Origin of the sequence: Pradoshia sp. D12 (assembly GCF_008935075.1) — a bacterium.
GTDB lineage: Bacteria > Bacillota > Bacilli > Bacillales > Pradoshiaceae > Pradoshia.
In genome coordinates, this window is record NZ_CP044545.1 from 192,398 (window position 1) to 218,559 (window position 26,162).

Genomic DNA, 26,162 nt, shown 5'->3' on the forward strand with positions numbered 1-26,162 from the left:
TATGACAAATATAGACCATAGACTTCTAAAGCTCATGAAAGAAAAACACCTATCGGAAACATTGTTTAGGGGAAATTTTGGCCTTGAAAAAGAAAATAATAGGGTTCATAAAAATGGGACATTAGCTTTAACACCACACCCGTCTTCATTCGGTGACAGAGCAAAGCACCCGTACATTACAACCGACTTTTCTGAGTCTCAGATAGAGATGGTGACTCCGGTGTTCCCGACGATTGATGAGGCGTTTGAGTTTCTGGAAAATATACATGATATTGTGAGTTTAGAATTATCTAAGCAAGGAGAATACTTATGGCCAGGCAGTAATCCTCCTATTCTTCCCGATGAATGCTTGATTCCAATCGCCAAGCTGGAAAACGATCAGGAGACCGAGTACCGATATAAACTTGCACAGAAATACGGAAGAAAAAAGCAATTAATAAGCGGTATCCATTACAATTTCTCGTTCTCTGACGAACTATTGCACGTATTGTATGATGAACAATCCAGCCATAAAACATATAAAGAGTTTAAAAATGATATTTATTTAAAAATCAGCCGTAATTTTAACCGCTATCGAGATTTATTGGTTGATGTGACTGGGGCCAGTCCAGTGTTTCATAATACTTATAACCAAGACTGCGTCTTAAGGGCAGAGCAATTAAATCAAGGAAGTTATTATCTCCCTCAAGTTCATTCATTTAGAAACAGCGTATGTGGTTATAAAAATCGAAAGGACTACCAGGTTTCCTATCAATCAGTTGAAGAATATGTTGAGGATATTCACAATTTGATTCAGAAACATGAATTGTTGAGCGCAAAAGAATATTATCATACGCTCCGCTTGAAGGCAGGTGCTGGTGAAGATCCCCTGCAAGGTCTTTTAGATAAAGGGATTCAATATATTGAGATTCGGTTGTTAGATTTGAACCCTCTGTTTAAAATCGGTACAAGTAAAGAGAATCTCTATTTCATTCACTTATTTATTTTGTATATGCTTCTGCTTGAAGAAGAGGAAAAGACCGATTTGAATTATTTATCCATCATAGCTGAAATGAAGGAAATGGCACGAGAATTATCTCTAGCTGATAAATACATCCATATACTGGTCGAAGTTGAAAATATGCTAATTGATCCGGAACTCTCTTATGCAGCAAGAATAAAGGAAGGTATAAAGCAGTCATCCTACGAATTGTTTCATATGAAACATTCTTTTGATTATTTACACGAAAGTGAAAAACATTCATTCACTTTATTGGGATATGAGGATATGGAGCTTTCAACGCAAATTTTAATTAAAGATGCTATTAAAAGAGGAATAGGAATCGAGATTGTTGATCGAGATGAAAACTTTATTGCTTTATCTGATGGGAAGAAAACAGAGTATGTGAAGCAGGCGACCAAAACATCGCTCGATTCATACAGTACTGTTTTGGTTATGGAGAATAAGCTTGTTACGAAGAAGATTCTTCGAAATGCTGGGATGAGAGTTCCGAATGGAGGGGCTTATCAATCTCTAGAGGAAGCAGTTATGGATTATGAGAAATATAAGGCCAAGCAAATTGTAATCAAGCCGAAATCAACAAATTTTGGTTTGGGAATTACGATTTTCAAAGATTCATTTTCAAAAGAGGACTATGAAAAAGCATTAGGGATGGCTTTTCTTCATGATCGTACTGTGTTGGTTGAGGAATTCCTCAGTGGAAAGGAATATCGGTTTCTTGTAATGGGAGATGAAGTGACAGGGATCCTTCATCGTGTCCCAGCCAATGTGAAAGGTGATGGACAATCCAGTATTGCTGAATTGGTTACAGCGAAAAATAAAGATCCTTTACGGGGAAAGGGCTATAAAACACCCTTGGAGAAGATTCAGTTAGGGGAAAGTGAAGCACTTTTCCTAAAGGGACAGGGAAAGGATTTCGATTATATCCCGGCGGAAGGAGAGCTTGTTTATTTAAGAGAGAATTCTAATATCAGCACTGGCGGGGATAGTCTAGATCTTACTGATGCTATATCAGGGAGCTATAAGGAATTGGCCATTCAAGCTGCAAAAGCTGCTGGTGCTACAATCTGTGGAGTCGATATGATGATTGATGATCCGACTGCCAATGTCAGTGAACAAAATTATGGAATTATCGAACTTAATTTTAATCCTGCGATCCATATTCATTGTTATCCTTACAAAGGAGAAAATAGAAGAGCAGGGGAGCGAATTCTTCAATTACTTTTTGGGAAGTAAAAAGCGGCCGCAACAGGTTTAGTAATATCTGTTGCGGCCTTTTGCTAAATATAAGAAAATAAACTCCTGCCATATTGATTTAGGCAGTCATGCTGAGACAAGCATCAGCGCATTTGAAGCAAGCCCCGGCACATTTTTGGCAATGGTCATGATCGTGCTTTTGACATTCCTCGCCGCAAGCTTTACAAATCACTGCACAAAGATTACAGATTTCTTTTGCAAAAGGACTGTTAGATTGCATTGATTTAACCGCCAATGCACAAATGTCCGCGCATTCTCGATCCAGGCGGATGCAATCTGCCATCATCTTCATATAATCCTCTTCTAAGCAAGCATCGAAACATACATTACAAGCATCTATACATTCAATACAGGCATCTATACAGACTTGGTACATGTCTTTATTCATAAAAAAACCTCCTCATTAAAAATGGTTATATCCCTATCTATTCACATTCCCTTGCTGGAAGGGAATAAACTCAATATGGATGTTGACGTTCGCTAATCTCATTAAAATATCTAAAATGCTTTGACTCTAACGTTACGTCATCATTTACGATATAGGAAGGGAGGGGTGAGAGAGGTGTATAAGATAAAGGAAGTCTCCGAGCTTGCTGGAGTCAGTGTTAGAACTTTACATTATTATGATGAAATTGATCTGTTAAAACCAGCTCATATTGAGGAGAATGGATATCGTTTATATAATGAGGGAAATTTAGCACGCCTTCAGCAAATATTATTTTTTAAAGAAATGGACTTACCGCTAAATAAGATCAAAGCTATTCTGGATGATCCCCAATTTGACCACTTGGATTCCTTGATGAAACATAAAAAGGTTCTGGAGGAAAAGCAGAAGCGGCTGGAGAAAATTATTCAATCCATAGATCAGACCGCCCAGGCAATTAAAGGAGGAAGGAAAATGTCAAGGCAGGATATGTTCGAGCCATTTGATATGAGTAGAGTTGAAGCACATCTAAAAAAGTATGAAAAAGAAGTTAAGGAAAAGTATGCAGACACGGAGGCATTTCGCCAATCCCAGCAAAAAACAAATGGCTATCAAGCAGATGATTGGAAGGCAATTGAAATAGAAAGACAACAAATTTATCAGTCTTTAGCTGAATTAATGGACCGGGATCCTGCGGATAGTGAGGTTCAACAAATCGTCCATGAATGGCGAATGCATATTTGTAAACATTTTTATAATTGCACACCGGAAATATTTAAAGGGCTTGGCGAGATGTATATTTCTGACAAACGTTTTACTGATAATATCGATAGTACAAAGCCGGGGCTTGCCCGATATTTACATGATGCTATTCAAATCTATTGCCGCTAATTAAATAGAATGACGTATAGGTGCCTGAAAAGATAGGCACCTATTTTTTATAAAATTTAAAAATCTTATTTTGCTATATATTTTTGTTGATGTTTCCTAAAAATGTTGTATAATAATCTGAGTTTGGTAGTAAACATTAAGTTTGATAATAATAAACTTTCTCTAGTTAGAGTTTACTTATAATAAACGAAATTGAGGTCATACCATGTTAATGGAAATCGGAAGCAAAATTAAAAATTTAAGATTAAAAAAAGGTCTGACTCAAGAAGAACTTGGTGAAAGAACAGATTTAAGTAAAGGGTATATTTCACAACTTGAAAGAGGTCTCAGTTCACCATCTATCGAAACATTCTTCGATATACTCGAGGTTCTCGGCTGTACCCCAAAGCAATTTTTTGATGAGGAAGAACGTGAACAAAAAGTAGTATACGGAAAAAATGATACGACAGATTTTATAGATGAAGATCGGGGTTATCAAATCCAATGGCTTGTTCCAGAATCAAATGAAAAAGAAATGGAACCCATATTGCTTACATTGCAGGAAAAGGGAGAGTTCAAAAAATTTGAGCCCTCACTTTCAGAGACATTTGGCTATGTATTAAAAGGGAGAATCATGATAACACTCGGCAGAAGGACATACTTTGCCAAGGCAGGAGAAGCAATTTATTTTAACGCAACCGAAGAACATCAGATAATTAATGATTTCAACGGGATTTCAGAATTATTGCTTGTAGCGACGGATTCTTATCTATAATTAATATCCACAAGAAGGAGTAATGAACATGAATGATCATACAATTATTCGTTTTGAGAACGTCACGAAGCAATATGATGACGATCCAGCGGTATTAAATGATGTTAGCTTTGAAATTGAAAGAGGGAAATTCTATACACTCTTAGGACCATCAGGTTGCGGAAAAACGACGATTCTCCGCTTAATTGCCGGATTTATGCAGCCCTCTGAAGGAAAGATTTACTTTAACGGTAAATTAATAAATAATGTCCCGGCCAATGAGCGCCAGGTAAATACAGTATTCCAGGATTACGCCCTATTTCCACATCTAAATGTATTTGAAAATGTTGCATTTGGTTTACGCATTAAAAAAATGAAAAATGCAGACATTGCCAAGAAAGTGACAGAAGCATTACGCTTTGTTAACCTGGCTGGTTATGAAAACCGTGAAATTAAAGAAATGTCCGGTGGACAGCGTCAACGTGTAGCCATTGCCCGTGCGATTGTAAACGAACCGGAAGTAATCTTACTTGATGAACCTTTATCGGCGCTCGATTTAAAGCTTCGTACTGAAATGCAATATGAATTGCGTGAGCTTCAACGCCGCCTTGGTATTACCTTCATCTTTGTTACGCATGACCAAGAAGAAGCATTGGCGATGAGTGATGAGATTTTTGTTTTGAACAAAGGCAGAATTCAGCAAAGCGGTACGCCAACTGATATCTATGATGAGCCTGTTAACCGATTCGTCGCAGACTTTATCGGAGAATCCAATATTGTTCCCGGTAGAATGATTGCCGACTATATAGTAGAATTTGCAGATAAACGTTTTGACTGCGTAGACGGCGGTTTCAGAGAAAATGAGTCTGTAGAAGTGGTAATCCGTCCTGAGGATTTAGAGATTACTACACTCGAACAAGGAAAAATGCAGGTACGCGTTGATTCCCAATTATTCCGTGGTGTTCACTATGAAATTTGCTGTTTTGATGAAGCAGGTAATGAGTGGCTAGTACACTCTACGAAAAAAGCGGTTGTTGGGGAAGAAATTGGGTTGAGTTTTGATGAAGAAGCCATTCATGTCATGCTGCCGGGGGAAACGGAAGAAGAATTCGATAAACGCTTAGAAGCATATAATGAGGCCGGCCATGAAGAATAAAGCGAAAACTCTCTATCTGATTCCATACTCTATTTGGATTGCATTGTTTGTTGTATTCCCGATTATCCTGGTTGTCTATTACTCCTTTATTGGGATTGACGGCCAATTCACGTTGGATAATTACAGCAACTTCTTTACACCAGTCTATTTGAAAATGACATTAAGTTCGTTTTGGTATGCTTTCTTAGTTACAGTTATTTCTTTATTAATTGCATACCCAACGGCATTTTTATTAACGAAAACAAAGCATAAGCAATTATGGCTCTTATTAATTATCTTACCAACCTGGATTAATCTACTTTTAAAAGCATATGCCTTTATTGGTATTTTTGGCACATATGGTGCTGCCAACGCCTTTTTAGAGGTTTTTGGAATAGGAACAAAGCAAATTCTATTTACTGATTTTAGTTTCATCTTTGTTTCTACCTATATATTTATACCGTTTATGCTATTGCCAATTTACAATGCGCTAGAGGAAATGAACCAATCCTATGTAGATGCAGCCAGTGATCTTGGAGCATCCAAATGGATGACTTTCCGCCGTGTCATTTTCCCTCTGACACTCGACGGAGTGAAATCAGGTGCACAGGCTGTCTTTATCCCAGCCCTGTCATTGTTTATGATTACTCGTTTGATTGCAGGTAACCGAGTGATTACATTGGGAACAGCAATTGAACAGCATTTTCTCGTTACGCAAGATTGGGGAATGGGAGCTACGATAGCGGTATTCCTAATTATCGCAATGGCATTAATCATGATTCTGACAGGCAGAAGAAAGTGAGGGATGGACAATGAAAAAGAAATTTAAGCTATCAAATCTATATCTAATCTTAGTGTTTGCCATCCTTTATGCACCAATTTTCTATCTGATGTTCTATTCATTTAACAGCGGCGGAAAAATGCATGGCTTTGATGGTTTTACGCTGCAATGGTATAAAGAAGTATTCGCCGATACGCGATTGCTTATTATTGTGTTGAATACACTGGTTATTGCTCTGCTTTCAGCTACAATTTCTACAGTGATTGGTGTTTTTGGAGCACTGGCCATACATGAGGTACGCAAGAGAAGGACGAAAAATACATTACTTTCCTTGAACAATGTTTTGATTGTAAGCCCTGATGTCATTATTGGTGCTTCCTTCTTAATTATGTTCACCATTATTGGGATTAAACTTGGCTTTATGTCCGTTCTTTTATCCCATATTGCTTTCAGTGTTCCGATTGTTGTAATTATGGTATTGCCTAAACTTCAGGAAATGAGCCCGACATTGATCGATGCGGCTCGTGACTTGGGGGCGAGCCAGTGGAATGTGCTGACAAAGGTTATTCTGCCTTACATCACATCCGGTATTTTTGCTGGTTTCTTTATGGCATTGACCTATTCACTGGATGATTTTGCCGTAACCTTCTTCGTGACAGGGAATGGATTCTCCACACTATCCGTAGAAATCTACTCCATGGCTCGTCAAGGTATATCGTTAACGATTAATGCATTATCAACCTTGCTATTCTTATTTACAATTTTATTGGTTATTGGATATTACTTTATTACACAAAGAAGCACCAAGCCGCGAATGGGGGTTAAGGAATGAGCAAGCTAACCCGTACCCTGATTCTGATTTTGGTTGTATCATTCGGCCTTTTATATTTGATCAATCGATTAAATGCACATGAAGGATATGCCGGAGATAATACCTTAACGGTTTACAACTGGGGAGATTATATCGATACGGATTTAATTGAAAAATTTGAAGAGGAAACAGGCATTAAAGTCATATACCAAACCTTCGATTCAAACGAAGCGATGATGACGAAAATCGAACAGGGCGGTACGTCCTATGATGTAGCTGTTCCTTCAGAATATGCAATCAGCAAAATGAAGGAAGAAAACCTGTTGATTGAAATAGATCACGATAAAATACCAAATTTAAAGCACATTGATTCTCGCTTCCTAGACCTTTCCTTTGATAAGGGAAATAAGTATTCCATTCCATATTTTTGGGGAACAGTCGGAATTGCTTATAATACAAAGCTCCTTCCGAATAAAGAATTCAAAAGCTGGAATGATTTATGGGACGAAGAATTAGAAAATAAAATCTTGCTTGTTGATGGTGCTCGTGAAGTCATTGGAATGGGATTGAATAGCCTTCATTATTCATTAAATGACACGAATGAAGAGCATTTGCAGGAAGCTAAGGATAAATTAGATACATTAACTCCGAACATTAAAGCAATCGTGGGTGATGAGATCAAAATGCTTCTCGCTCAGGAGGAGGCAGCAGTCGGGCTGGTTTGGTCCGGTGATGCAGCTGATATTATGTGGGATAATGAAAACATTGATTATGTAGTGCCGGAAGAAGGCTCTAATCTCTGGTTTGATAATATGGTTATTCCGAAAACATCCAAAAATGTGGACGGAGCACACCAATTCATTAACTTCATGCTGGATCCTGAAAATGCTGCTCAAAACGCAGACTATGTAGGCTATTCCACACCAAATAATGCAGCGTTAGAAATTTTAGGAGAAGAAGTTTCAGGGGATGAACGCTTCTATCCACCTGCTGAGCTAACAGACCGACTTGAGGTCTACGATAATCTCGGCAAAAAGATGCTCGCGCATTATAATGAACTTTTCCTTGAATTTAAAATGCATAAAAAATGACACTTTGAAAACCGATTTCACCTGGGGGTGGGGTCGGTTTTTCTGTTTATCTAAAGAAATGATTTTCTTGAAGTAGCCAGCAAACCAGAATGTAAAAGAGGGACGTAAAATTATGTTATATTTTTCACAATCCAAAAGGAATTTTGCCAGCCATGAACGAAAGAGTAATGTATTAACTTATTAAGGAGGAAAAATACTTGTCCAACACTCTGAATCAATTTGAAATAACTTCAATTTATCACATTACCAATAGAGGGGTTAGAAAGGAGCCAATATTCCATAATATGATCGATAAGCATAGATTCATGATTATTCTTGCTGAAGCCCATAGTAAATATGATTTTAAACTCCATGCGTACTGCCTTATGAACAACCACTTTCACCTTCTCTTAGAAACCTCCAATTCTCCTTTAAGCAAAATCATGCAAACCATTCAACAAAGATATGCCATGTATTTTAACCATACCTACAAATCTCAGGGGCATGTATTTCAAGCAAGTTACTATTTCAGAATCGTTGATAGCTCAAATGATTTTTTAAATGTCAGTAAATATATCCATATAAATCCTGTTGTGGCAGGATTGGTTACAAACCCTCAGGATTATCAGTGGAGCAGCTATGCCACATTCTCCAATCACTCACCTCGCAATCATCCACTAATCGAAACGGATACTACCTATTCTTTTTATCCAAATAATTCAAAAGAATTATATAAAAAATTCATTGAAAAACAATCATAATGGTTGTCATAGACTAAAAATTGCTCATTCATTGAGCACTTTTTTTGTGGAAGAGCATATGAGCATTTCTGGTCCACCTTTATGCAGTCATAAAAAGTTCCCTATATTATGTGGAAGGTGGGTGAAAGGCAGGTGAAGTCCGGGGGAAAGCTGAGCTCTAGCCGAGCTATGAGGCACATATGGACCGGCTATACCGGGGTAAAGGTGGATGAAAGGTGGTTGAAGTCCAGAGGAAAGGACCTATCCCCGAGCTATGAGGCACCTATGGACCGGCTATACCGGGGTAAAGGAGGGTGAAAGGCGGTTGAAGTCCAGAGGGAAGCACCTATCCCCAAGCTATGAGGTACCTATGAACCAGCTATACCGGGGTAAAGGAGGGTGAAAGGCGGTTGAAGTCCAGAGGGAAGCACCTATCCCCGAGCTATGAGGCACCTATGGACCAGCTATACCGGGGTAAAGGCGGGTGATAGGTAGTTGAAGTCCATGACGAAGCTAAAATACGTAAAAAAACCCTCCCATTGATGGAGGGTTCAACATAGTTAGGGATATTATAACTGACTTCCAAAGAACTCTCGTGTCCGTTCTTCTTTAGGATTTTCAAATATTTGCTCAGGAGTGCCTTTTTCCAGGATGTTTCCTTCGTGCATAAAGAGGATTTGGTCAGCAACTTCGCGTGCAAAGCCCATTTCGTGAGTGACAATAACCATCGTCATTCCATCCTGGGCGAGTTCCTTCATGGTGGTCAATACTTCACCAACCAGCTCTGGATCCAGGGCAGAGGTTGGTTCATCGAATAGCATGATATCAGGTTTCATCGCCAGGGCACGGGCGATGGCTACACGTTGCTTTTGTCCACCGGATAGTTTATTTGGGTAAACATCTGACTTGTCATCAAGGCCAACCTTTTTTAATAGCTCTAATGCTTCTTGTTTAGCTGTATCTTTGGCTATTTTCTTTACCATAATAGGTGCTTCAATTATATTTTCCAGTACAGTCTTATGAGGAAAGAGGTTAAAGTGCTGAAAGACCATCCCGATTTTTTGGCGTACTTCATTAATATTATGGGTTGTTGTTTCGATTTGTTCACCTTCAATAATGATGGAGCCGCTATCCTTTTTTTCAAGATAATTTAAGCAGCGCAGCAATGTACTTTTACCAGATCCGCTTGAACCAAGTAAACAGACAACATCGCTTTCATAGACAGTCAAACTAATATCTTTTAATACATGCAGATCTCCAAAGGATTTATTCAGATTTTCGACTTTTATCATTTCTCGTAATTCATTCATTTTTGTTTCCCCCTCTTACTAATCGCTAATTGCCATTCTTTTTTCAAGTGCTCGAAGACCCAGTGTTAACACAGCAACCAATATTAGATAGTAGACAGCAACAATGAGTAAATAGGTCATCTCGTCAAAATTATTGGATCCGAGAGTGGTCGCCACATTAAACAGCTCATTCAATGAGATGAAAGCAGCGAGAGAAGAATCCTTTAGACCGATAATAAATTGGTTACCGAGTGGCGGGAGGGCTCTTCGTAAGGCTTGAGGGAAAATGATTCGGCGCATGGCGAGTCCGCGTGTCATACCAAGCGAGCGGCCAGCCTCCATTTGTCCTTTATCAATGGATTGAATTGTTCCCCGGAAAATCTCAGCAATATAGGCCCCGTTATGAAAGGCGAGAGCCAATGATGCTGCCCAGAAATCCGGTATAAGAAAGATGCCGCTGAACCCAAAATAAAGAATGAAAATTTGGACAATTAACGGGGTTCCGCGAACAAGATATATATAAGCATCAGAAATGTAACCGAGCAATTTAATTTTCGAGATTTTAAGTAAAGCTACAAATAGTCCTATTATAATTCCGATTATGATGGAGACGACAGTCAATTCAAGAGTTAACAGAAGTGCATCGAAGAATACCCCGCGGGTATCAACTAATGTTTGAAAAAAGTGTGATAAATCTTGCAATCGTAACAGCTCCCTTTCATTCTTTATTATCTGGTTTTTGAGTAATATCTTCGCCAAAGTATTTCATACTAATTTTTGATAGAGTACCGTTTTTGCGCAGTTCCTCAAGTGCTTTATTAACCTCTTCAAGAAGTTTTGGATTATCCTGTGGAAGCACTATAGCTTGCTCACTTCGTTCAATCAGCTGTTGTCCAACAATTTTGAAGCCTTCTTTGGCAGCGGTTTTCCCAGTGACAAAATCGGTAATGACAGCATCATGTCGGCCATTGCTTAATGCCTTGAGTGCAGTCACATCACTATCGTATGTTTTAATATCAGATGTATATCTGCTCGCAGTGTCTGCATATGTAGATCCTTTGGCGGCTGCAACTTCTTTCCCTTTTAAATCTTCAACTGTCTTGATATCACTGTCTGGACGGGTGAAAATTTGTGGTCCTGAATAGTAGTAGGGAGTGGAAAAGAGGACGAATTTTGAACGTGCCTCATTAATGGTATGGCTGGCCACTGCGGCATCAGCTCTCCCAGTTTTTACACCTTCAACAATTCCCTTGAATTTCATTTGTTTTTGGACAGGCTCAAGCCCCAATTGTTTAGCGATGGCTTCCCCAACTTCAATATCAAAGCCAGTCATTGTCATATCATCGTTCATATAGCTGAAGGGCTTAAATTCCCCGGAAGCGGTGAAAACGAATTGATCGTTATTAATCAATTCTGCCCCGCTTGCCATTTGCTCCTTTTCTGCACAGGCAGTCAAGGAACCTAGCAGAAGGAGTAGAAAGATAAACGGAAGAATATTTTTTTTCATTCCAGTTGAATCTCCTTTCAGTGTCAATAGAGCTTGCTTTCTAACTAAATACCCATTAATGCCAGTAATTAACCAAAATACTAAAAAACAACTTTATTGGAATAGCAAATAGTAAGAAGAAGGACCTGTATGTCATCATAGAATACGCTGAGATTTTCAGGTATACTGATACTAATTAATAGGGAATAAATAGTATAAAGAAGAAGCTGAAAGATGAATTTATCGCTGATATAGATTTGAATAACTTAAGGAGTGATTTTCAGATGGAATATGATGATAAAGTCAAAAACCGTATTAAGAGGATGGAAGGTCAATTACGCGGGATACTTAAAATGATGGAGGATGGAAAAGATTGCAAAGAAGTCGTGACTCAGTTATCTGCGGTAAGGTCTGCAGTAGACAAGACAATTGGAGTCATTGTCAGCAGTAACCTTATTGAGTGCGTAAAAAATGCGGAAGATGTAGAGAAGGAAAAGTTAGTGAATGAAGCAGTGCATCTGTTGGTCAAAAGTCGCTGAGAGTTTCGGTTGGCTTTTTTTAATAAAATTTGATATACCTATAGGGGTAATGTTACGTTGAAATCTTAAAGGAGGCGGAATCAGTACGATGAAAACAATTGAGCCACAAGAAGTGGAAGCAAAACTAGCTGAAGGGCAGTCCTTAAATATTATTGATGTTCGTGAAGTAGATGAAGTACGTAACGGGAAAATTCCAACAGCGGTTAATATTCCATTAGGCCTGCTTGAATTTCGGATGAATGAGTTAGATAAATCAAAAGAATATATAGTTGTTTGCCATGCAGGAGGAAGAAGCGCCAGAGCTGTTCAGTTCCTTGAATCTGAAGGATACGATGTGACCAATATGAATGGTGGCATGCTAGAGTGGGAAGGGAAAACTGAATAATAAGAAAAGACGAGAACTTGGGGTCTATCCCATTCTCGTCTTTTTTGCAATCATTTTTTTGAAATTAATTGAGTTCAGGTGAATTAATAGAATCCTAATGTTTTTTATTGATGTCCATATCAGTTTACTGGATCCAATTAAATTCTTTGCTCCTACATAATAGGAAAATCCAAATGTAATCAACAAAATCTTAATAAAAATGGGTTCATAATACTAACTTACTATTCTAGCAATAAGCATACAACCATTCAGTGTGTATGCTCCTTTTATTATTTACTCGGATGCTTTTTTCACTTCAATATATAAAAGATGGTGATCTTCAGCATCCTCTACAGTAAAGATGAATCCATCCTCTTCCAATGTATCCCCAATGGCTGCATCGATTTTATGAGTTAAAAACCAACCGCCTAATGTATCTACATCCGGATAGTCCATTTGTATTCCAAGCAAATCCTCAATCTCAGACAATAGCATTTTTGCATCTAGAATATAATGATAGTCACCTATTCTACGAATCTCTGGTAGCTCATCTGTATCGAACTCATCGCGGATTTCCCCAACGATTTCTTCAAGAATATCCTCAACCGTAACAATACCGGAAGTACCGCCGTACTCATCAAGTAACACGGCTATGTGTATGCGTTCCTTCTGCATTTTCACAAGTAAATCGTGAATAGGAATCGTTTCAATTACCGTGATAAGTGGTTTAACATAATCACGGATTGGCATATCTGTTTTCAAACCGCTTCTAAGACTGGCTGTTAGTAATTCTTTAACATTCACAAATCCAATAATCGTATCTTTATCTCCATCTGTAACGGGATAGCGCGTATATTGTTCATTATTTAAAGAAGCAACAATATCTTCTAAAATATCATCCTTTTGAAACGTTTGAATTTCTGTTCGAGGCACCATGATTTCTCTGGCAATCCGATCATCAAATTCAAAGATATTGTTTACATATTTAAATTCAGATTGATTGATTTCTCCCTTTTTATAACTGTCAGTCAGAATCATCCGCAACTCTTCTTCAGAATGGGCAATGTCTCCTTCGCTAGCCGGTTTAATGCCAAATAGGCTTGTGATAAATCGGGCAGAATGGTTCAATGCCCATATAATCGGAAACATCACTCTATAAAACATAATAAGCGGCCGTGCGAAATTCATTGTAATCGTTTCTGCTTTTTGAATCGCAACGGATTTAGGCGCCAATTCTCCCACTACAACATGTAAAAAGGTAATAATAGAAAATGCAATCACAAAGGAAATAATACTTGCTACAGAATCCTGGATGTGCAATTTTTCAAATAGGGGATCAATGAGATGTTTAACGGTGGGCTCCCCAAGCCAACCGATCCCTAATGATGTAATCGTAATCCCAAGTTGTGTCGCTGACAAATATTCATCTAAATGTGTTACGACCCTCTTGGCTGCCATTGCTTTTCGATTTCCTTCTGCAACAAGCTGATCTATTCTGGTCGCACGGACCTTAACAATGGCAAACTCTGATGCCACAAAGAACATCGTACTCACCAATAAAAATAAAAGTAAAACTATATTAACTATGTCCATCGTCTCCATTCAATCTCTTTACCCGTCCGGAGTAAAGATTCACCTCCTGACAAATATCCCTTTGTATATTTCTTCACCATCAGGAACGGGTTTAAACTTTTTTGCGACATATGGGAAAAAATACACATATAAACAGGATACTCCTGTAAGTGACTTTGCTCAATCTTTATGATACTCTTTAAATAGAAAGAATCATGAATGGTGGGCATTCATGATTCTGCAAAAGCCACTCCTTAACGGAGACGAGTATTGATTTTTTTAGGCCTCACTATCTTTTTAGAGCAGTGAGGTCTATTTTTTATTATTTATCGTGATTACTGTTAGAAGTAAGGTGGCAAAGCTGTTACCATAAATGTCTCAAAGATTGACATGGGACATCACTCCATTTCGGATGGTTGGTGTCTGCTTAATGGAAGTGACTTTTGCTAGTTCATTATAGCATACATTTAGTAACAATAAGAACAAGTGTTCGTTTTAAGTGGAAATAATGACTTTCGACTCATCAAAAAAGCTGAGATATATTTATCCCGACTTGGATTCCAATGGTTTTTCTGAAATAATAATCCCATCATCATCAGCATACACAAATTGTCCAGGAGTCCATTCTACGTTTCCGAATGATAGTGTTCCGCCTTTTGTACCTTCGCCTCTCTTTTTACTTTTAAATGGGCATGTTCCAATCGCTTTTATTCCAACTTCTATATGGGCCAAGTCAGCTGAATCCCGGACACAGCCATTAATAATGATTCCGTTTATTTTTCTCTCAGCTGCAATGGCTGCCAACTGGTCACCCAATAATGCACAATTTAGAGAGCCCCCACCATCTACAACTAAAATAGTTCCAGTCTCAATCGTTTCCAAGCTTTCTTTTACCATTGAATTGTCTTCATATACCTCAACGGTTCGTATTTCGCCCTGAAATTCCTTTTTCTTACCATAAGAATAGAAAGGGGTTTTACATAGACTTAACCTGTCAGCGTACTCATCACATAAATCAGCCGTTTTCATGGAAACATCCTTTCAAAATTTAGTTGCAAGTTAATTATATTGAATTTTCTGTAAATTTTCCATTTATTAAGAGATGAATGTTTCTAAATACCGGCTTCATGGGAATATAAGAGATACAAGTTTTCTGAAGATAAGGAGAAAAAATAATGAGTATGTTTAATAAGGTACTATTTATTTACAATGGTTCTGCCGGTCAGACAGAAACAGATCGGGCACTTGCCGCCGTACTCCCTGTAATTAGTACTGAAACGAAAGAATTAAAAGTGGTGCAAACGGAAGAGGCAGGTGAAACCAAAAAAATCTGTCTTAAGCTTGGGGAAGAATATGACCTTGTTATTATCCTTGGTGGAGATGGAACGGTACATGAAGCTGTCAATGGGCTTGCTGCTCTGGATAAGAGGCCTGTTTTAGCTATTTTGCCGGGTGGTACATGTAATGATTTCAGCAGAATGCTTAATATCCCGCAAAATCTAAAAAAAGCGGCAGAGACAATCATGAGTGGCCAACAAGTTCCGGTAGATGTAGGAAAAGTTAATGATGACCACTACTTTCTTAATTTTTGGGGGATCGGGCTAATCACCCATACATCAAGCAATATTGATGAAAACCAAAAGAGATTAATGGGGAAAATGAGTTACTTTATTAGTGCATTACGAACGGTGAAAGAGGCAGAGACATTTCATTATAAAATGAAGACTGATCAAGGTGAGTATGAAGATGAGGCAGTCATGATCATGGTGCTGAATGGGAAATTCATTGGATCTAATCAAATCCCTCTGCCATCCATTAATATGGATGATGGATTATTTGATGTATTAGTAGTGAAAGAATCATCATTTGGTGCGTTTCTTGATTTATTTTCACTTAATTCTCCTGATATAAACCTAAATGATGCTGAAACGAGGCTGTTTCATTTGCAGACCAAATCATTGTCAATTGAAACAGAAGAAGTGCTGGACGCGGACACAGATGGCGAAATTTATTTGGAAACTCCAGCAACTTTGGAAATCCTAAAGCATCATATACACATGATTAAGGGTTATTAGTACCTTGGGGTTACAAAGTACTTCTTTTCCTTTAAAATGGTAGAAAAGCCAGAATCGGAAGTGAGTCTATGTCTAAGTTGATAGAAAATACACCATTTCCCCGTACAAGAGAGGTGCTACGTACTGACATGCGCGAATTGGGGTTAAAAAGAGGTATGAATGTCCTTGTTCATTCCTCGCTATCATCAGTTGGATGGGTGAATGGAGGGGCTGTTGCCATTATTCAGGCATTGATGGATACTGTTACAGAAGAAGGAGCCATTATCATGCCGGCTCAATCTGCGGATTTGTCGGATCCGGCTGAATGGTTGAACCCACCAATCCCTTGGGAGTGGTGGGAAACCGTGAGAAATACAATGCCAGCTTTTGAACCTGCTATTACACCTACATATGGCATGGGGAAAATTGCAGAGCTATTTCGTACATATCCAGGTGTTTTAAGAAGCAACCATCCAAATGTTTCGTTTACTGCATGGGGTAAGCGTAATGGTGAAATCCTTGCCAATCATCAATTGGAAAATGGATTGGGTGAAGGATCTCCACTAAGAAAACTCTATGATTTAGATGCTCATGTCCTGTTTATCGGAACGAGCTATGAAACGAACACCTGCTTTCATCTGGCAGAGTATCGATCTGGTACCAGGGAAGTAATCCAAAAAGGTACTCCCATTTTTGTAGATGGAGAGCGGAAATGGGTGGAGTATACGGATATTGAATATGATGATACTGAATTTGATACAATCGGAAATGCTTTCGAACAACAGTACTCTGTTAGGAAAGGTAAAATCGGCAGTGCTGATTCCAAGTTATTTTCCTTTTGCGAGGCAGTTGATTATGCAGTAGAATTTTTTAAAAATGAAGCGAAGGCGAAGGTTTAGCTTTATAGTTGATTACCCAAGAATGAGAGTCTTTTATTTGCCATGTCTTTTTTACTTGGTGGCTGTCTCCGGCTTGATTAAACATCCTCACTGATCTCCACATCTATCCTGTACAAAAAGAGGCTTTCCCAATAACTTGACTATGGGAAAGCCTCTTGGATTATTTATTCTACGTGCTGCATATCATTTTCGAATAAAAGTTCCATTTTACCATCATGAAATTCAAGCTTCGTTAAACTTGTATTCCCTGGGGGTGTCGCTTTAAAGACATCTGAAAGTGGTGTGTTTTTAATATGCGTAAGCAGAACACGCAGGAAAATAGAATGGGTCACAATAAGGATGGTACCGGAAGGGTTTTCGTTTATAATTCTTTCGAACACATCGACAGCTCTTTTCTTGAGCTGATTAAAGGTTTCACCTGTTTCTGTCTCAAATAAATGTGGCGTTTCCCAAAAGATTTTAAATTCCTCAGGAAATTCTGCCTCAATCTCATCTCTAATGCGCCCGTCCCAATCTCCAAAATGCATTTCACGTAAGTCATCTTCCTTAATCAGGCTAATCTCACGATCACCGATGATATATTGAGCTGTTTCATAAGCACGTTTTGATGTACTGCTGTACACTTTATCAAGTTTTACATCAGCAAGCCTCTTTCCAAGAGCTTTTGCATCATTAATACCTTTTTCAGTCAGTTCGCCATTTCCCCAGCCTTGCATAATACGATTGACATTCCATTCTGTAAGTCCATGTCTAGTTAAGTAGATTGTTAGCAACGTACATGTCTCCTTTGCAATTTGTGAATAATCATAAGTATAACGCAATCAAGGTTGGATAGAAAAACAATGGATTGTCAGTCTAATTTTAAAAAGATCGATCATAAGTGATAAACGTTGAAGAATATACTATAGGGGGGTATAGTATATTTAATAATAGAAAAACGGGAGGGAGGTCACTATGAGCGAGATAGAGATTACTGAAGATATGGGTAATCATTGCCATCATGACCAAGAACGAAAAAGCCATCATTCTGATAACGTAAAAAAAAATTTGATCAGTCGTTTAAATAGGGTTGAAGGGCAGATTAGAGGGATTAAAGGCATGATTGAAAAGGATGTATATTGCGATGATATTATAACCCAGATTGCAGCTACACAATCAGCCCTGAATGCTGTTGGAAAGTTGATGCTTGAAGGCCATATGAAATCATGTGTGGCAGAAAGAATTCAACAGGGTGATATGGAAGTACTCGATGAAGTATTAATTACCATACAAAAATTAATGAAAAAATAGGAGGAATTTAAAATGGAAACAACGATCTTAAATGTAAAAGGTATGTCCTGCGGGCATTGTGTGAAAGCAGTCGAAGGCAGTGTAAGTGAGTTAAACGGAGTTAGTTCTGTGAAGGTTACATTGGATACGGGAAAAGTGGAAGTCCAATATGACCCGGCAATGGTTAATCTAGAAACAATTAAAGAATCTATTGATGAACAAGGATATGATGTCGATTAATATGTGATTAGAATGAATAGGCTAAGCCACGCCCTATTTAAATAATGCAAGTTCAACAATAAGGTGGTGAGTTTATGAAGCATGTCCATTTGCAGATTACGGGAATGACCTGTGCCGCCTGTTCAGCAAGGATTGAAAAGGTACTGGGGAAAATGGAGGGAGTTAAAGAGGTAAATGTGAACTTAGCCACTGAAACATCTGCTATTCTTTATGATCCTACTCTCTTATCAGCGAACGATTTAAGAGGAAAAATAGAAAAGCTAGGGTACGGGGTTACGACTAGAGTATCGGAACTAATGATTACCGGAATGACCTGCGCCGCCTGTTCAGCAAGAATTGAAAAGGTATTGAACAAGACGGAGGGTGTCTTAATTGCCAATATAAATCTGGCCTTGGAATCAGGCACGATTGAATATTCTAGCAGTGAGTTATCTGAGGAAGATCTCATTGCCAAAATAGAAAAACTAGGCTATGGTGCTTCACCAAAGGAACAGCATAAACAGGAAAGTGAAGACCCGAGGCAATCGGCTATAAAAAAACAACAGCTTAGGTTTATAGCAGCTGCTTTCCTTTCATTGCCACTATTATGGACGATGGTAGCCCATTTTTCTTTTACCTCCTGGATGTATATACCGGATATTTTACTGAATCCGTGGGTTCAGTTGGCTTTAGCGACACCTGTTCAATTCATTATTGGTTGGCAATTTTATAAAGGGGCCTATAAGGCTCTGCGAAATGGCAGTGCCAACATGGATGTATTAGTGGTGCTTGGTACATCTGCTGCCTATTTTTATAGTTTATATGAATCTATAGTAAAAAGTGGGCATCATCATGCTGAGATGCCGCATCTTTATTTTGAAACAAGTGCCATTTTAATAACTTTAATTTTACTGGGTAAATTATTTGAGGCTAAGGCAAAAGGCCGTACATCAGATGCGATTAAGAAGATGATTGGCTTGCAGCCTAAAACGGCGATTGTCATTCGTGATCAAAAAGAAGTGAAAGTTCCGCTTGCCGATGTAGTAGTAGGGGACTTAATCTATGTGAAACCCGGAGAGAGAATTCCAGTAGATGGTGAAGTGCTCGATGGCAGCTCAGCTGTGGATGAATCCATGTTAACGGGTGAAAGTGTTCCGGTTGATAAAAATCCAGGGGACCAAGTCTTCGGAGCCACCATTAATAAAAATGGTGCATTAAAGATGAAAGCCATTAAAGTGGGTAAAGATACAGCCCTATCCCAAATTATTAGAGTGGTTGAACAGGCACAGGGTTCGAAAGCTCCAATTCAGCGGTTAGCGGATAAAATATCAGGTATCTTTGTTCCGATTGTAGTGGGAATAGCCGTTTTGACATTTATAGCATGGTATTTTATCGTGGATCGTGGAAATTTCACTACGGCACTAGAAAATATGATTGCTGTTCTTGTAATAGCCTGTCCATGTGCGTTAGGGTTGGCTACGCCGACATCCATAATGTCTGGGTCTGGCCGGGCAGCTGAATTTGGTATTTTATTTAAAGGCGGAGAGCATTTAGAGACCGCTCATCAGATTAATACCGTACTGTTGGATAAGACAGGGACAATAACGAATGGTAAACCGATTTTAACGGATATTATACCAATCGGAAATTGGGAGCAGGAAAAACTGTTAAAACTCATAGCGGCAGCAGAGAAACCATCCGAGCATCCTCTAGCACAGGCAATAGTCGAAGCAGCCCATGAACATAATCTGGAGCTTACAGAGGCAGTAGATTTTCAAAGTACTCCTGGATTTGGAATTCGCGCTTCTGTTGGGCAGGATAAAGTCCTGGTAGGAACGAGAAAATGGATGACGGCTAATCAGCTTGATATCACCTCAACTCAGCCTTTTATGGAGGATCTTGAGAAAGAAGGGAAAACGGCGATGATTGCCGCGGTGAATGGAAATGTGGCTGGTATCATTGCTGTTGCTGATACGATTAAAGAGACATCCGGACAGGCGGTGCAACGTCTAAGGGATATGGGCATCGAGGTGTGGATGATTACAGGAGATAATCAGAGCACCGCGGAGACAATCGCAAAGCAGGCGGGTATTCAACATGTGATTGCTGAAGTTCTTCCAGAAGGAAAGGCGAATCAGATTAAAAGATTCCAATCTGAAGGAAGAAAAGTAGCGATGGTCGGCGACGGAATTAATGATGCTCCGGCCCTAGCGTTGGCCGATATCGGTATTGCTATCGGAACAGGTACAGATATTGCAATAGAAGCAGCGGACATTACCTTGATGAAGGGCGACTTAAATGGAATTGCAGATGCGTTTTATTTAAGTAAGCAGACGATGCGTAATATTAAACAAAATCTATTTTGGGCTTTTGGCTATAATACCCTTGGAATTCCAGTGGCGTTTATGGGACTGCTCGCCCCTTGGTTGGCAGGTGGTGCTATGGCATTCAGTTCGGTGAGTGTTGTCTTAAATGCCCTGCGCCTTCAACGAATTAAGCTAAAGTAAATAGAGTGAGGAAATGCCGACATGGTAAGTGTCGGCATTTTTTTGCGTTGTATAACAAGTATAAGCAGCTGAGGCAATGGTTTAAAACAAATAAAGGAAACTCTCATCTTTTATAGAATGTAAAAAGCATGAGAGGTGGGATATTATGGAAATGGAGATTCCAAGGAAACGGGTGTCAAAGGGGAAGAAAATTAGTTTATGGGTAATTGCTATTTTAGTAGTCATTCTTATAATTGGTTCACTGGGAGCGGTTTATTTTGTTAAACGGCCTTTACCGCAAATGGAAGGTGAACTTGAACTTTTGGGTTTACATAATGAGGTAGAGGTTTTGCGTGATCAAGAAGGAGTTCCGCATATAAAGGCCGATGATACACAGGATTTATTTTTTGCCCAAGGTTATGTACAGGCTCAGGATAGGATGTTTCAAATGGATTTATCAAGAAGGCAGGCATCAGGCAGATTAAGTGAAGTAATAGGGGAAGCCATGCTTAAAAACGATAAATATTTCCGAACGCTAGGTTTGAGGAGAGCTGCTGAAGATTCTTATGAATCCTATTCACCGGAGGCAAGAGAAATACTTCAGTCATTTGCTGAGGGTGTAAATGCCTACATAAAAGAAAAAAAGGCCAAAGGGAAATGGCCGATAGAATTTACCTTTCTTGGGTATGAGCCAGAGGAGTGGACTCCGATTGATTCACTGACGATTGGTAAGTATATGGCTTTTGATTTGGGAGGAAACTGGAACAGTCAGGCTTTTCGTCACTATTTGCTGCAAAGTTTCCCGAAGGAAAAAGCATATGAACTATTCCCAAGCTACCCTGCAGGAGCACCAGTGAATATAACCAAGGATGAACTCGACATAGAAGGCAGTTTATCTTCTTCTGTTGTCCCGAATGAATATAACGGAAGCAATAATTGGGTAGTCTCAGGTGAGAAGACCCAATCTGGAGAACCATTATTGGCGAATGATCCACATTTATCTTTGGCCACCCCCTCTGTTTGGTATCAAAATCATTTGGAAGGGCCTGGCTATAATGTTAGCGGTGTCATATTTGCCGGTATTCCTGGAATCATTTTAGGTCATAACCTAACTATTGCATGGGGAGTTACGAATGTGGGTCCTGATGTACAGGATTTATATATTGAGAAGAGAAACCCTGAACAGGAAGATGAATTTCTTTACAAAAAAGAATGGGAAAAAGCTCAGGTTATTCATGAGAAGATAAAGATAAAAGGACAGAAATCGGAGGATTTTAAAATAACCATTACACGTCATGGGCCTGTCATCTCAGAATTTTTAGGAAGTGTTGGCAAGGAGCATGTTTTGGCTTTAAAGTGGACCGCTTTGCAACCCTCAAATGAGCTGGAAGCCGTGCTTAATATGGGTAAATCAAAAGATTGGACCGAATTCGAAAAAGCGCTGGAGGATTTTGAATCGCCGGCACAAAATTTTGTCTTTGCCTCAAAGGAAGGAACAATTGCTTATAAGGCTAATGGGAAGATTCCTATTCGAAAAGATAAGCAGGATGCTCTTTTACCGGTAGAAGGCTGGACGGGAGAAAATGAGTGGGTTGGATATATTCCATACAACGAATTACCGCGTACGATTAATGCTGAAAAAGGATACATATCAACGGCTAACAATAAAGTAACAGATGAACACTATCCGTATCATATAAGCCATGATTGGGCCCAGCCCTATCGCCAAATGAGGATTGATGAAGTTCTTTCAGGCAATGATAAATTAACGATTGAAGAGATGAAGAATTTGCAAATGGATCAGCGAAATCTGCAGGCGGAGGAGTTCCTGCCGAAGTTTATAGAAGAACTATCAGAGACTAAAGAAACAGAGGCCATTGATGTTTTAGAGGACTGGAATTACATGGATGACAAAGAAATGGCAGCTCCGTTACTCTTCCAACTATGGATGGCAGAAATCTCGGACACCTTATTCGCAGATGATATATCTGAAGAAATGCTCACCCTTTTCAGAGGCAGAAAGCAAGCTGTTGATCAGCTTCTTAGAAAAGCGTTAAATGGTGAAAAGAGTATTTGGATTGAAGACAAGGGTGGCTTAAAGACGGTGCTGGAAACCAGCTTGAAGAAAGCTGTTACAAAAGGGAAAGAGATACAGGGAGGGGTTCTTTCTAATTGGAGATGGGGGGATTATCACCAAATTCAATTTAAGCATCCGCTATCCTCAGTCAGTCCTCTTCAATATGTGTTTAATTATAAGGGGGAACTAGAGAGTGGGGGAAGTGCGGTTACGGTTCAGGCAGCTGGTTACGATACGAAGGGAACTATTAATCATGGAGGATCATGGAGGTTTATTGCGGATCTCTCTGATTTATCCAAGGCCTCACATATAGTCGGACCAGGACAGTCCGGGCAATTGGGAAGCGAATGGTACCAAAACCAAATGGAAGATTGGGTTACAGGGACATATCATCTAACGAAACTAAATGAAAAGAATGGAGTCAAGCTCCGGTTAATACCAAAAATAAAAAGGTAGTATTTTCCGAATAAGTAAAATAATTTAAAACGGTGCGTAAGTTTAGTAATGTTGGGAAAAAAGTCTTATAATTTTATACGAGAAAGTTTGAATCTTTTAAAACAGTGGGATTATATAATTTTAATCTTTATTTAAAAAATAAGGCTGGTGCCTACTCACTTTTTGCTACAGGTCAGATTAAAGGATTACCAATGTTACAACAACTTTACAATATAATTTTTTTACGGTTTTTTGAATCTTTTTTGGTTTAATATCGTCTAGAATAAAGGAGAAACTATTTACACCGATAGGATAAGCAGGGGATAGGTAATTAGATGTAGGCTTGACTAATCAAAATAGTCTAATAGCCACCTAACATCGTATTGATGAAGACATGCCGGAGGGGTTTGTATTGAAACATGGTAAAAGAGATTTTATATACCTTCATAAACAAGAAGCTGAGCATTTTGTAGCTTCATTTGGCATAGACTTTTTTAGTTTTATGCAATCGTTGAAAGAGCCGCCGCCAAATGTTTTATTATTGGATCATCCTTTTATGGATGTTGAATATGATATGCATACACAGTTTAATTATGTTTCCTTTCCCTCATATAAGAAATATTATAAAGAAAGTGGGAAGGAGTATGGGCATATAAGCTGGATTGATTTTGAGGATATTGAGGGGCTGGAAGAATTAGCTCCATGGGAAATCGCTGAAATCCTGTATATCAGACATACATTTAACCATCTAAGATCTCCCTTTTATCCAAAATTAAATAATCGGTTTGTCTATTTAACATTAGAGGATGGCTTTTATAATAAAGTTTATTACCGGTATTGGAATGATTTTTACCAGTTAATTTCCAAGCTAATTCCTGAGCATGTGGAGATAAATAAGCCGGATCGATTATGGCTGGGCGGTAGAAAAAAAACAGAGAACGCAATAATCCCTACAGAGATTCTGAAACAGTTATCCCCTTTGTTTAATGAGGGCGTAATCATCAGCTTTCATAAGTCAATTCAAACAAGACAAACTATCGAGATTCCAGTGTGGGTTGTTGGAGATTATCGGCATGAAGATGAGCTGAGAGATGAATTAAGGACGATATACCAAAAACGGCAAACTGTTAATCTCGTTTATCAGAAGAAAATGAAGGAATGGGTCATAGATGGAAAATAAACCTCCTGTAAAATTAAGGAGGTTTTCCTAATTTATTATACAGATATTCAGGTTCACAAATTATGTTCGAATATGCATATAATAAGAAGAATGTAAGTTTTGCCTATAAGGGGAACGTGTCACATATTAATTTAATGTTCTGAAAAGGAAATGATACAATATATTATGTATCAACTAACGGAGGGTAAATTCAATGAAAATTAAACTAGGATTATTATATGGTGGGAAATCTGCTGAACATAAAGTATCCATGCAAACTGCTATGGCAGTCATCAAAGCATTGGATTCATCTAAATATGAGATACATCCGATTTACATAAATGAAGATGGTGAATGGATAAAAGGGCCGCAATTACAGGGGCCGGTTGAATCTGTTAAGGAGCTAGAGTTTGACCACAGAAGTCAGGCTGTTCAAACAACTGGTTTTAACAGTATTATTGCACACGGATCTGATGATGCATTTGATGTTATTTTCCCATTATTGCATGGCCCGAATGGCGAAGATGGTACAGTACAGGGGTTGCTCGAGCTGCTTAACATTCCGTATGTAGGAAATGGTGTTCTTGCTTCATCTGCAGGCATGGATAAAGTAATCATGAAGAATATATTTGCCCAGGCTGGGTTGGGGCAGGTTGGTTATGTTTCTTATTTACGTTCAGAATGGAGCGGAAATGAAGAAAAGGTATGCCTAGAGGTAGAAAAAGCATTGGGATATCCGTGTTTTGTTAAACCGGCTAACTTAGGTTCCAGTGTTGGGATTAGTAAATGTGAAAATGCTGAAGAGCTGCATAAAGCATTTGAAGAGGCATTCCAATTCGACCGAAAAGTAATCATTGAAGAAGGTGTTACTGCAAGAGAGGTTGAGATTGGCGTTATTGGAAATGATTATCCTGAGTGTTCTGTTGCAGGGGAAATTATTCCGAAAAAAGCGTTTTATGACTATAAAGCTAAATACGAAGATGGCGATACAGCATTGGTAATACCTGCAGAGATTTCTCAGGAAGAATATCAAATGCTGCATGACATGGCAATTAAGGCATACAAAGCATTGGATTGTTCAGGCCTTGTAAGAGCAGATTTCTTCCTTACACATGAAGGAAAAGCTTATATTAATGAAGTAAATACCATGCCAGGATTTACACCATTTAGTATGTTCCCATTACTTTGGAGCCACACTGGAGTGGAATATCCGCAATTAATTGAAAAACTGATTAATTTAGCTATTGAAAGACATGCTGAAAAGCAAAAAATTAAATATACTATTTAATATAATGTAGCCTGGCTGTATAAATGAGAAATGTAAGAATCAGCGCATTAGATTTTCTCGATGGGTTGATTTACGAACATCATTTCCGGCTTATTACTATTGATAGGGTTATGCATACTCAATTAAACGGCAGAGGAATGCTGTACAGCCGATTATTTAATTGGCTGTATCTGTTTTTTTTCAG

Annotated in this window: 25 protein-coding genes; 18 read left to right on the forward strand and 7 right to left on the reverse strand. The window is 38.7% G+C overall.

Annotation, left to right across the window (positions count from 1 at the left end):
• The first annotated feature begins 1 nt into the window (after nt 1).
• Entirely contained in the window at nt 2-2,236 is a 2,235-nt protein-coding gene (gene gshAB, locus F7984_RS01100) for a bifunctional glutamate--cysteine ligase GshA/glutathione synthetase GshB (RefSeq protein WP_140462292.1), read from the forward strand.
• Nucleotides 2,237-2,315: 79 nt separating this feature from the next.
• Here gshAB and F7984_RS01105 read toward each other — a convergent pair whose 3' ends face one another.
• Nucleotides 2,316-2,645 (reverse strand): four-helix bundle copper-binding protein, encoded by a 330-nt coding sequence (locus F7984_RS01105; RefSeq protein ID WP_140462291.1) that lies wholly within the window; start codon nt 2,643-2,645, stop codon nt 2,316-2,318.
• A 174-nt stretch (nt 2,646-2,819) separates the two neighbouring features.
• Between F7984_RS01105 and F7984_RS01110 the strand changes: the two genes are divergently transcribed.
• The 7 genes from F7984_RS01110 to F7984_RS01140 all read left to right on the forward strand — a co-directional run bounded on the left by F7984_RS01110 (nt 2,820) and on the right by F7984_RS01140 (nt 8,863).
• Nucleotides 2,820-3,572 (forward strand): MerR family transcriptional regulator, encoded by a 753-nt coding sequence (locus F7984_RS01110; protein ID WP_139892864.1) that lies wholly within the window; start codon nt 2,820-2,822, stop codon nt 3,570-3,572.
• Nucleotides 3,573-3,783: 211 nt separating this feature from the next.
• Nucleotides 3,784-4,326, forward strand: coding sequence for a helix-turn-helix domain-containing protein (locus F7984_RS01115; RefSeq protein ID WP_066102679.1), 543 nt, complete (start codon nt 3,784-3,786; stop codon nt 4,324-4,326).
• A gap of 28 nt (nt 4,327-4,354) precedes the next feature.
• Nucleotides 4,355-5,461: an ABC transporter ATP-binding protein gene (locus tag F7984_RS01120; RefSeq protein ID WP_066102548.1), complete on the forward strand. Its 1,107-nt coding sequence runs from the start codon at nt 4,355-4,357 to the stop codon at nt 5,459-5,461.
• Nucleotides 5,451-6,242 carry an ABC transporter permease gene (locus tag F7984_RS01125; protein WP_066102545.1) on the forward strand — a complete coding sequence of 264 codons (792 nt, stop codon included), beginning with the start codon at nt 5,451-5,453 and terminating at the stop codon, nt 6,240-6,242. The genes F7984_RS01120 and F7984_RS01125 overlap by 11 nt, the downstream gene beginning before the upstream one ends.
• Before the next feature lie 10 nt (nt 6,243-6,252).
• On the forward strand, nt 6,253-7,053 hold the full coding sequence (locus F7984_RS01130; protein ID WP_066102542.1) for an ABC transporter permease: 801 nt from the start codon (nt 6,253-6,255) through the stop codon (nt 7,051-7,053).
• Nucleotides 7,050-8,123 carry an ABC transporter substrate-binding protein gene (locus F7984_RS01135; protein ID WP_139892865.1) on the forward strand — a complete coding sequence of 358 codons (1,074 nt, stop codon included), beginning with the start codon at nt 7,050-7,052 and terminating at the stop codon, nt 8,121-8,123. The genes F7984_RS01130 and F7984_RS01135 overlap by 4 nt, the downstream gene beginning before the upstream one ends.
• 197 nt (nt 8,124-8,320) lie before the next feature.
• The gene (locus tag F7984_RS01140) at nt 8,321-8,863 is read left to right on the forward strand and encodes an REP-associated tyrosine transposase (RefSeq protein ID WP_066102534.1); all 543 of its coding nucleotides are present in this window, start codon (nt 8,321-8,323) and stop codon (nt 8,861-8,863) included.
• Between the two features lie 548 nt (nt 8,864-9,411).
• Here the strand turns inward: F7984_RS01140 and F7984_RS01145 are convergent.
• From F7984_RS01145 to F7984_RS01155, 3 genes are read right to left on the reverse strand one after another with little or no spacing between them, the layout of a single operon-like run.
• Nucleotides 9,412-10,152: an amino acid ABC transporter ATP-binding protein gene (locus tag F7984_RS01145; protein ID WP_140462290.1), complete on the reverse strand. Its 741-nt coding sequence runs from the start codon at nt 10,150-10,152 to the stop codon at nt 9,412-9,414.
• Between the two features lie 18 nt (nt 10,153-10,170).
• Nucleotides 10,171-10,833 carry an amino acid ABC transporter permease gene (locus F7984_RS01150; RefSeq protein ID WP_066102526.1) on the reverse strand — a complete coding sequence of 221 codons (663 nt, stop codon included), beginning with the start codon at nt 10,831-10,833 and terminating at the stop codon, nt 10,171-10,173.
• 16 nt (nt 10,834-10,849) lie between these two features.
• Complete coding sequence (locus F7984_RS01155; RefSeq protein WP_066102523.1) at nt 10,850-11,638, reverse strand: transporter substrate-binding domain-containing protein; 789 nt, start codon at nt 11,636-11,638, stop codon at nt 10,850-10,852.
• Between the two features lie 263 nt (nt 11,639-11,901).
• Between F7984_RS01155 and F7984_RS01160 the strand changes: the two genes are divergently transcribed.
• A complete protein-coding gene (locus tag F7984_RS01160) occupies nt 11,902-12,156 on the forward strand; it encodes a metal-sensitive transcriptional regulator (protein ID WP_066102520.1) in 255 nt (84 codons plus the stop codon).
• An 88-nt stretch (nt 12,157-12,244) separates the two neighbouring features.
• A complete protein-coding gene (locus F7984_RS01165; protein ID WP_066102518.1) occupies nt 12,245-12,541 on the forward strand; it encodes a rhodanese-like domain-containing protein in 297 nt (98 codons plus the stop codon).
• A 273-nt stretch (nt 12,542-12,814) separates the two neighbouring features.
• Here the strand turns inward: F7984_RS01165 and F7984_RS01170 are convergent, their stop codons facing one another.
• Nucleotides 12,815-14,113, reverse strand: coding sequence for a hemolysin family protein (locus F7984_RS01170; RefSeq protein WP_066102677.1), 1,299 nt, complete (start codon nt 14,111-14,113; stop codon nt 12,815-12,817).
• A 522-nt stretch (nt 14,114-14,635) separates the two neighbouring features.
• Nucleotides 14,636-15,121 carry a ribonuclease E activity regulator RraA gene (gene rraA, locus F7984_RS01175; protein WP_140462289.1) on the reverse strand — a complete coding sequence of 162 codons (486 nt, stop codon included), beginning with the start codon at nt 15,119-15,121 and terminating at the stop codon, nt 14,636-14,638.
• Between the two features lie 146 nt (nt 15,122-15,267).
• On the opposite strand from rraA, the gene F7984_RS01180 reads away from it, so the two are divergent.
• Nucleotides 15,268-16,167, forward strand: a complete 900-nt coding sequence (locus F7984_RS01180; protein WP_225983639.1) for a diacylglycerol/lipid kinase family protein — start codon at nt 15,268-15,270, stop codon at nt 16,165-16,167.
• 68 nt (nt 16,168-16,235) lie between these two features.
• The gene (locus tag F7984_RS01185) at nt 16,236-17,045 is read left to right on the forward strand and encodes an AAC(3) family N-acetyltransferase (RefSeq protein WP_066102509.1); all 810 of its coding nucleotides are present in this window, start codon (nt 16,236-16,238) and stop codon (nt 17,043-17,045) included.
• A 164-nt stretch (nt 17,046-17,209) separates the two neighbouring features.
• On the opposite strand, the gene F7984_RS01190 is transcribed toward F7984_RS01185, so the two are convergent.
• A complete protein-coding gene (locus tag F7984_RS01190) occupies nt 17,210-17,818 on the reverse strand; it encodes a histidine phosphatase family protein (protein WP_175354241.1) in 609 nt (202 codons plus the stop codon).
• A 181-nt stretch (nt 17,819-17,999) separates the two neighbouring features.
• On the opposite strand from F7984_RS01190, the gene F7984_RS01195 reads away from it, so the two are divergent.
• From F7984_RS01195 to F7984_RS01220, 6 genes are all read left to right on the forward strand, one after another.
• Complete coding sequence (locus tag F7984_RS01195; protein WP_066102506.1) at nt 18,000-18,335, forward strand: metal-sensitive transcriptional regulator; 336 nt, start codon at nt 18,000-18,002, stop codon at nt 18,333-18,335.
• Between the two features lie 12 nt (nt 18,336-18,347).
• Entirely contained in the window at nt 18,348-18,554 is a 207-nt protein-coding gene (copZ, locus tag F7984_RS01200; RefSeq protein WP_139892872.1) for a copper chaperone CopZ, read from the forward strand.
• A gap of 74 nt (nt 18,555-18,628) precedes the next feature.
• Nucleotides 18,629-21,040, forward strand: coding sequence for a heavy metal translocating P-type ATPase (locus tag F7984_RS01205; protein WP_140462288.1), 2,412 nt, complete (start codon nt 18,629-18,631; stop codon nt 21,038-21,040).
• 145 nt (nt 21,041-21,185) lie between these two features.
• Nucleotides 21,186-23,552, forward strand: a complete 2,367-nt coding sequence (locus tag F7984_RS01210) for a penicillin acylase family protein (protein ID WP_139892876.1) — start codon at nt 21,186-21,188, stop codon at nt 23,550-23,552.
• Between the two features lie 391 nt (nt 23,553-23,943).
• A complete protein-coding gene (locus F7984_RS01215) occupies nt 23,944-24,711 on the forward strand; it encodes a hypothetical protein (RefSeq protein WP_139892878.1) in 768 nt (255 codons plus the stop codon).
• A gap of 193 nt (nt 24,712-24,904) precedes the next feature.
• The gene (locus tag F7984_RS01220; RefSeq protein ID WP_139892879.1) at nt 24,905-25,978 is read left to right on the forward strand and encodes a D-alanine--D-alanine ligase; all 1,074 of its coding nucleotides are present in this window, start codon (nt 24,905-24,907) and stop codon (nt 25,976-25,978) included.
• Nucleotides 25,979-26,162 lie beyond the last annotated feature (184 nt).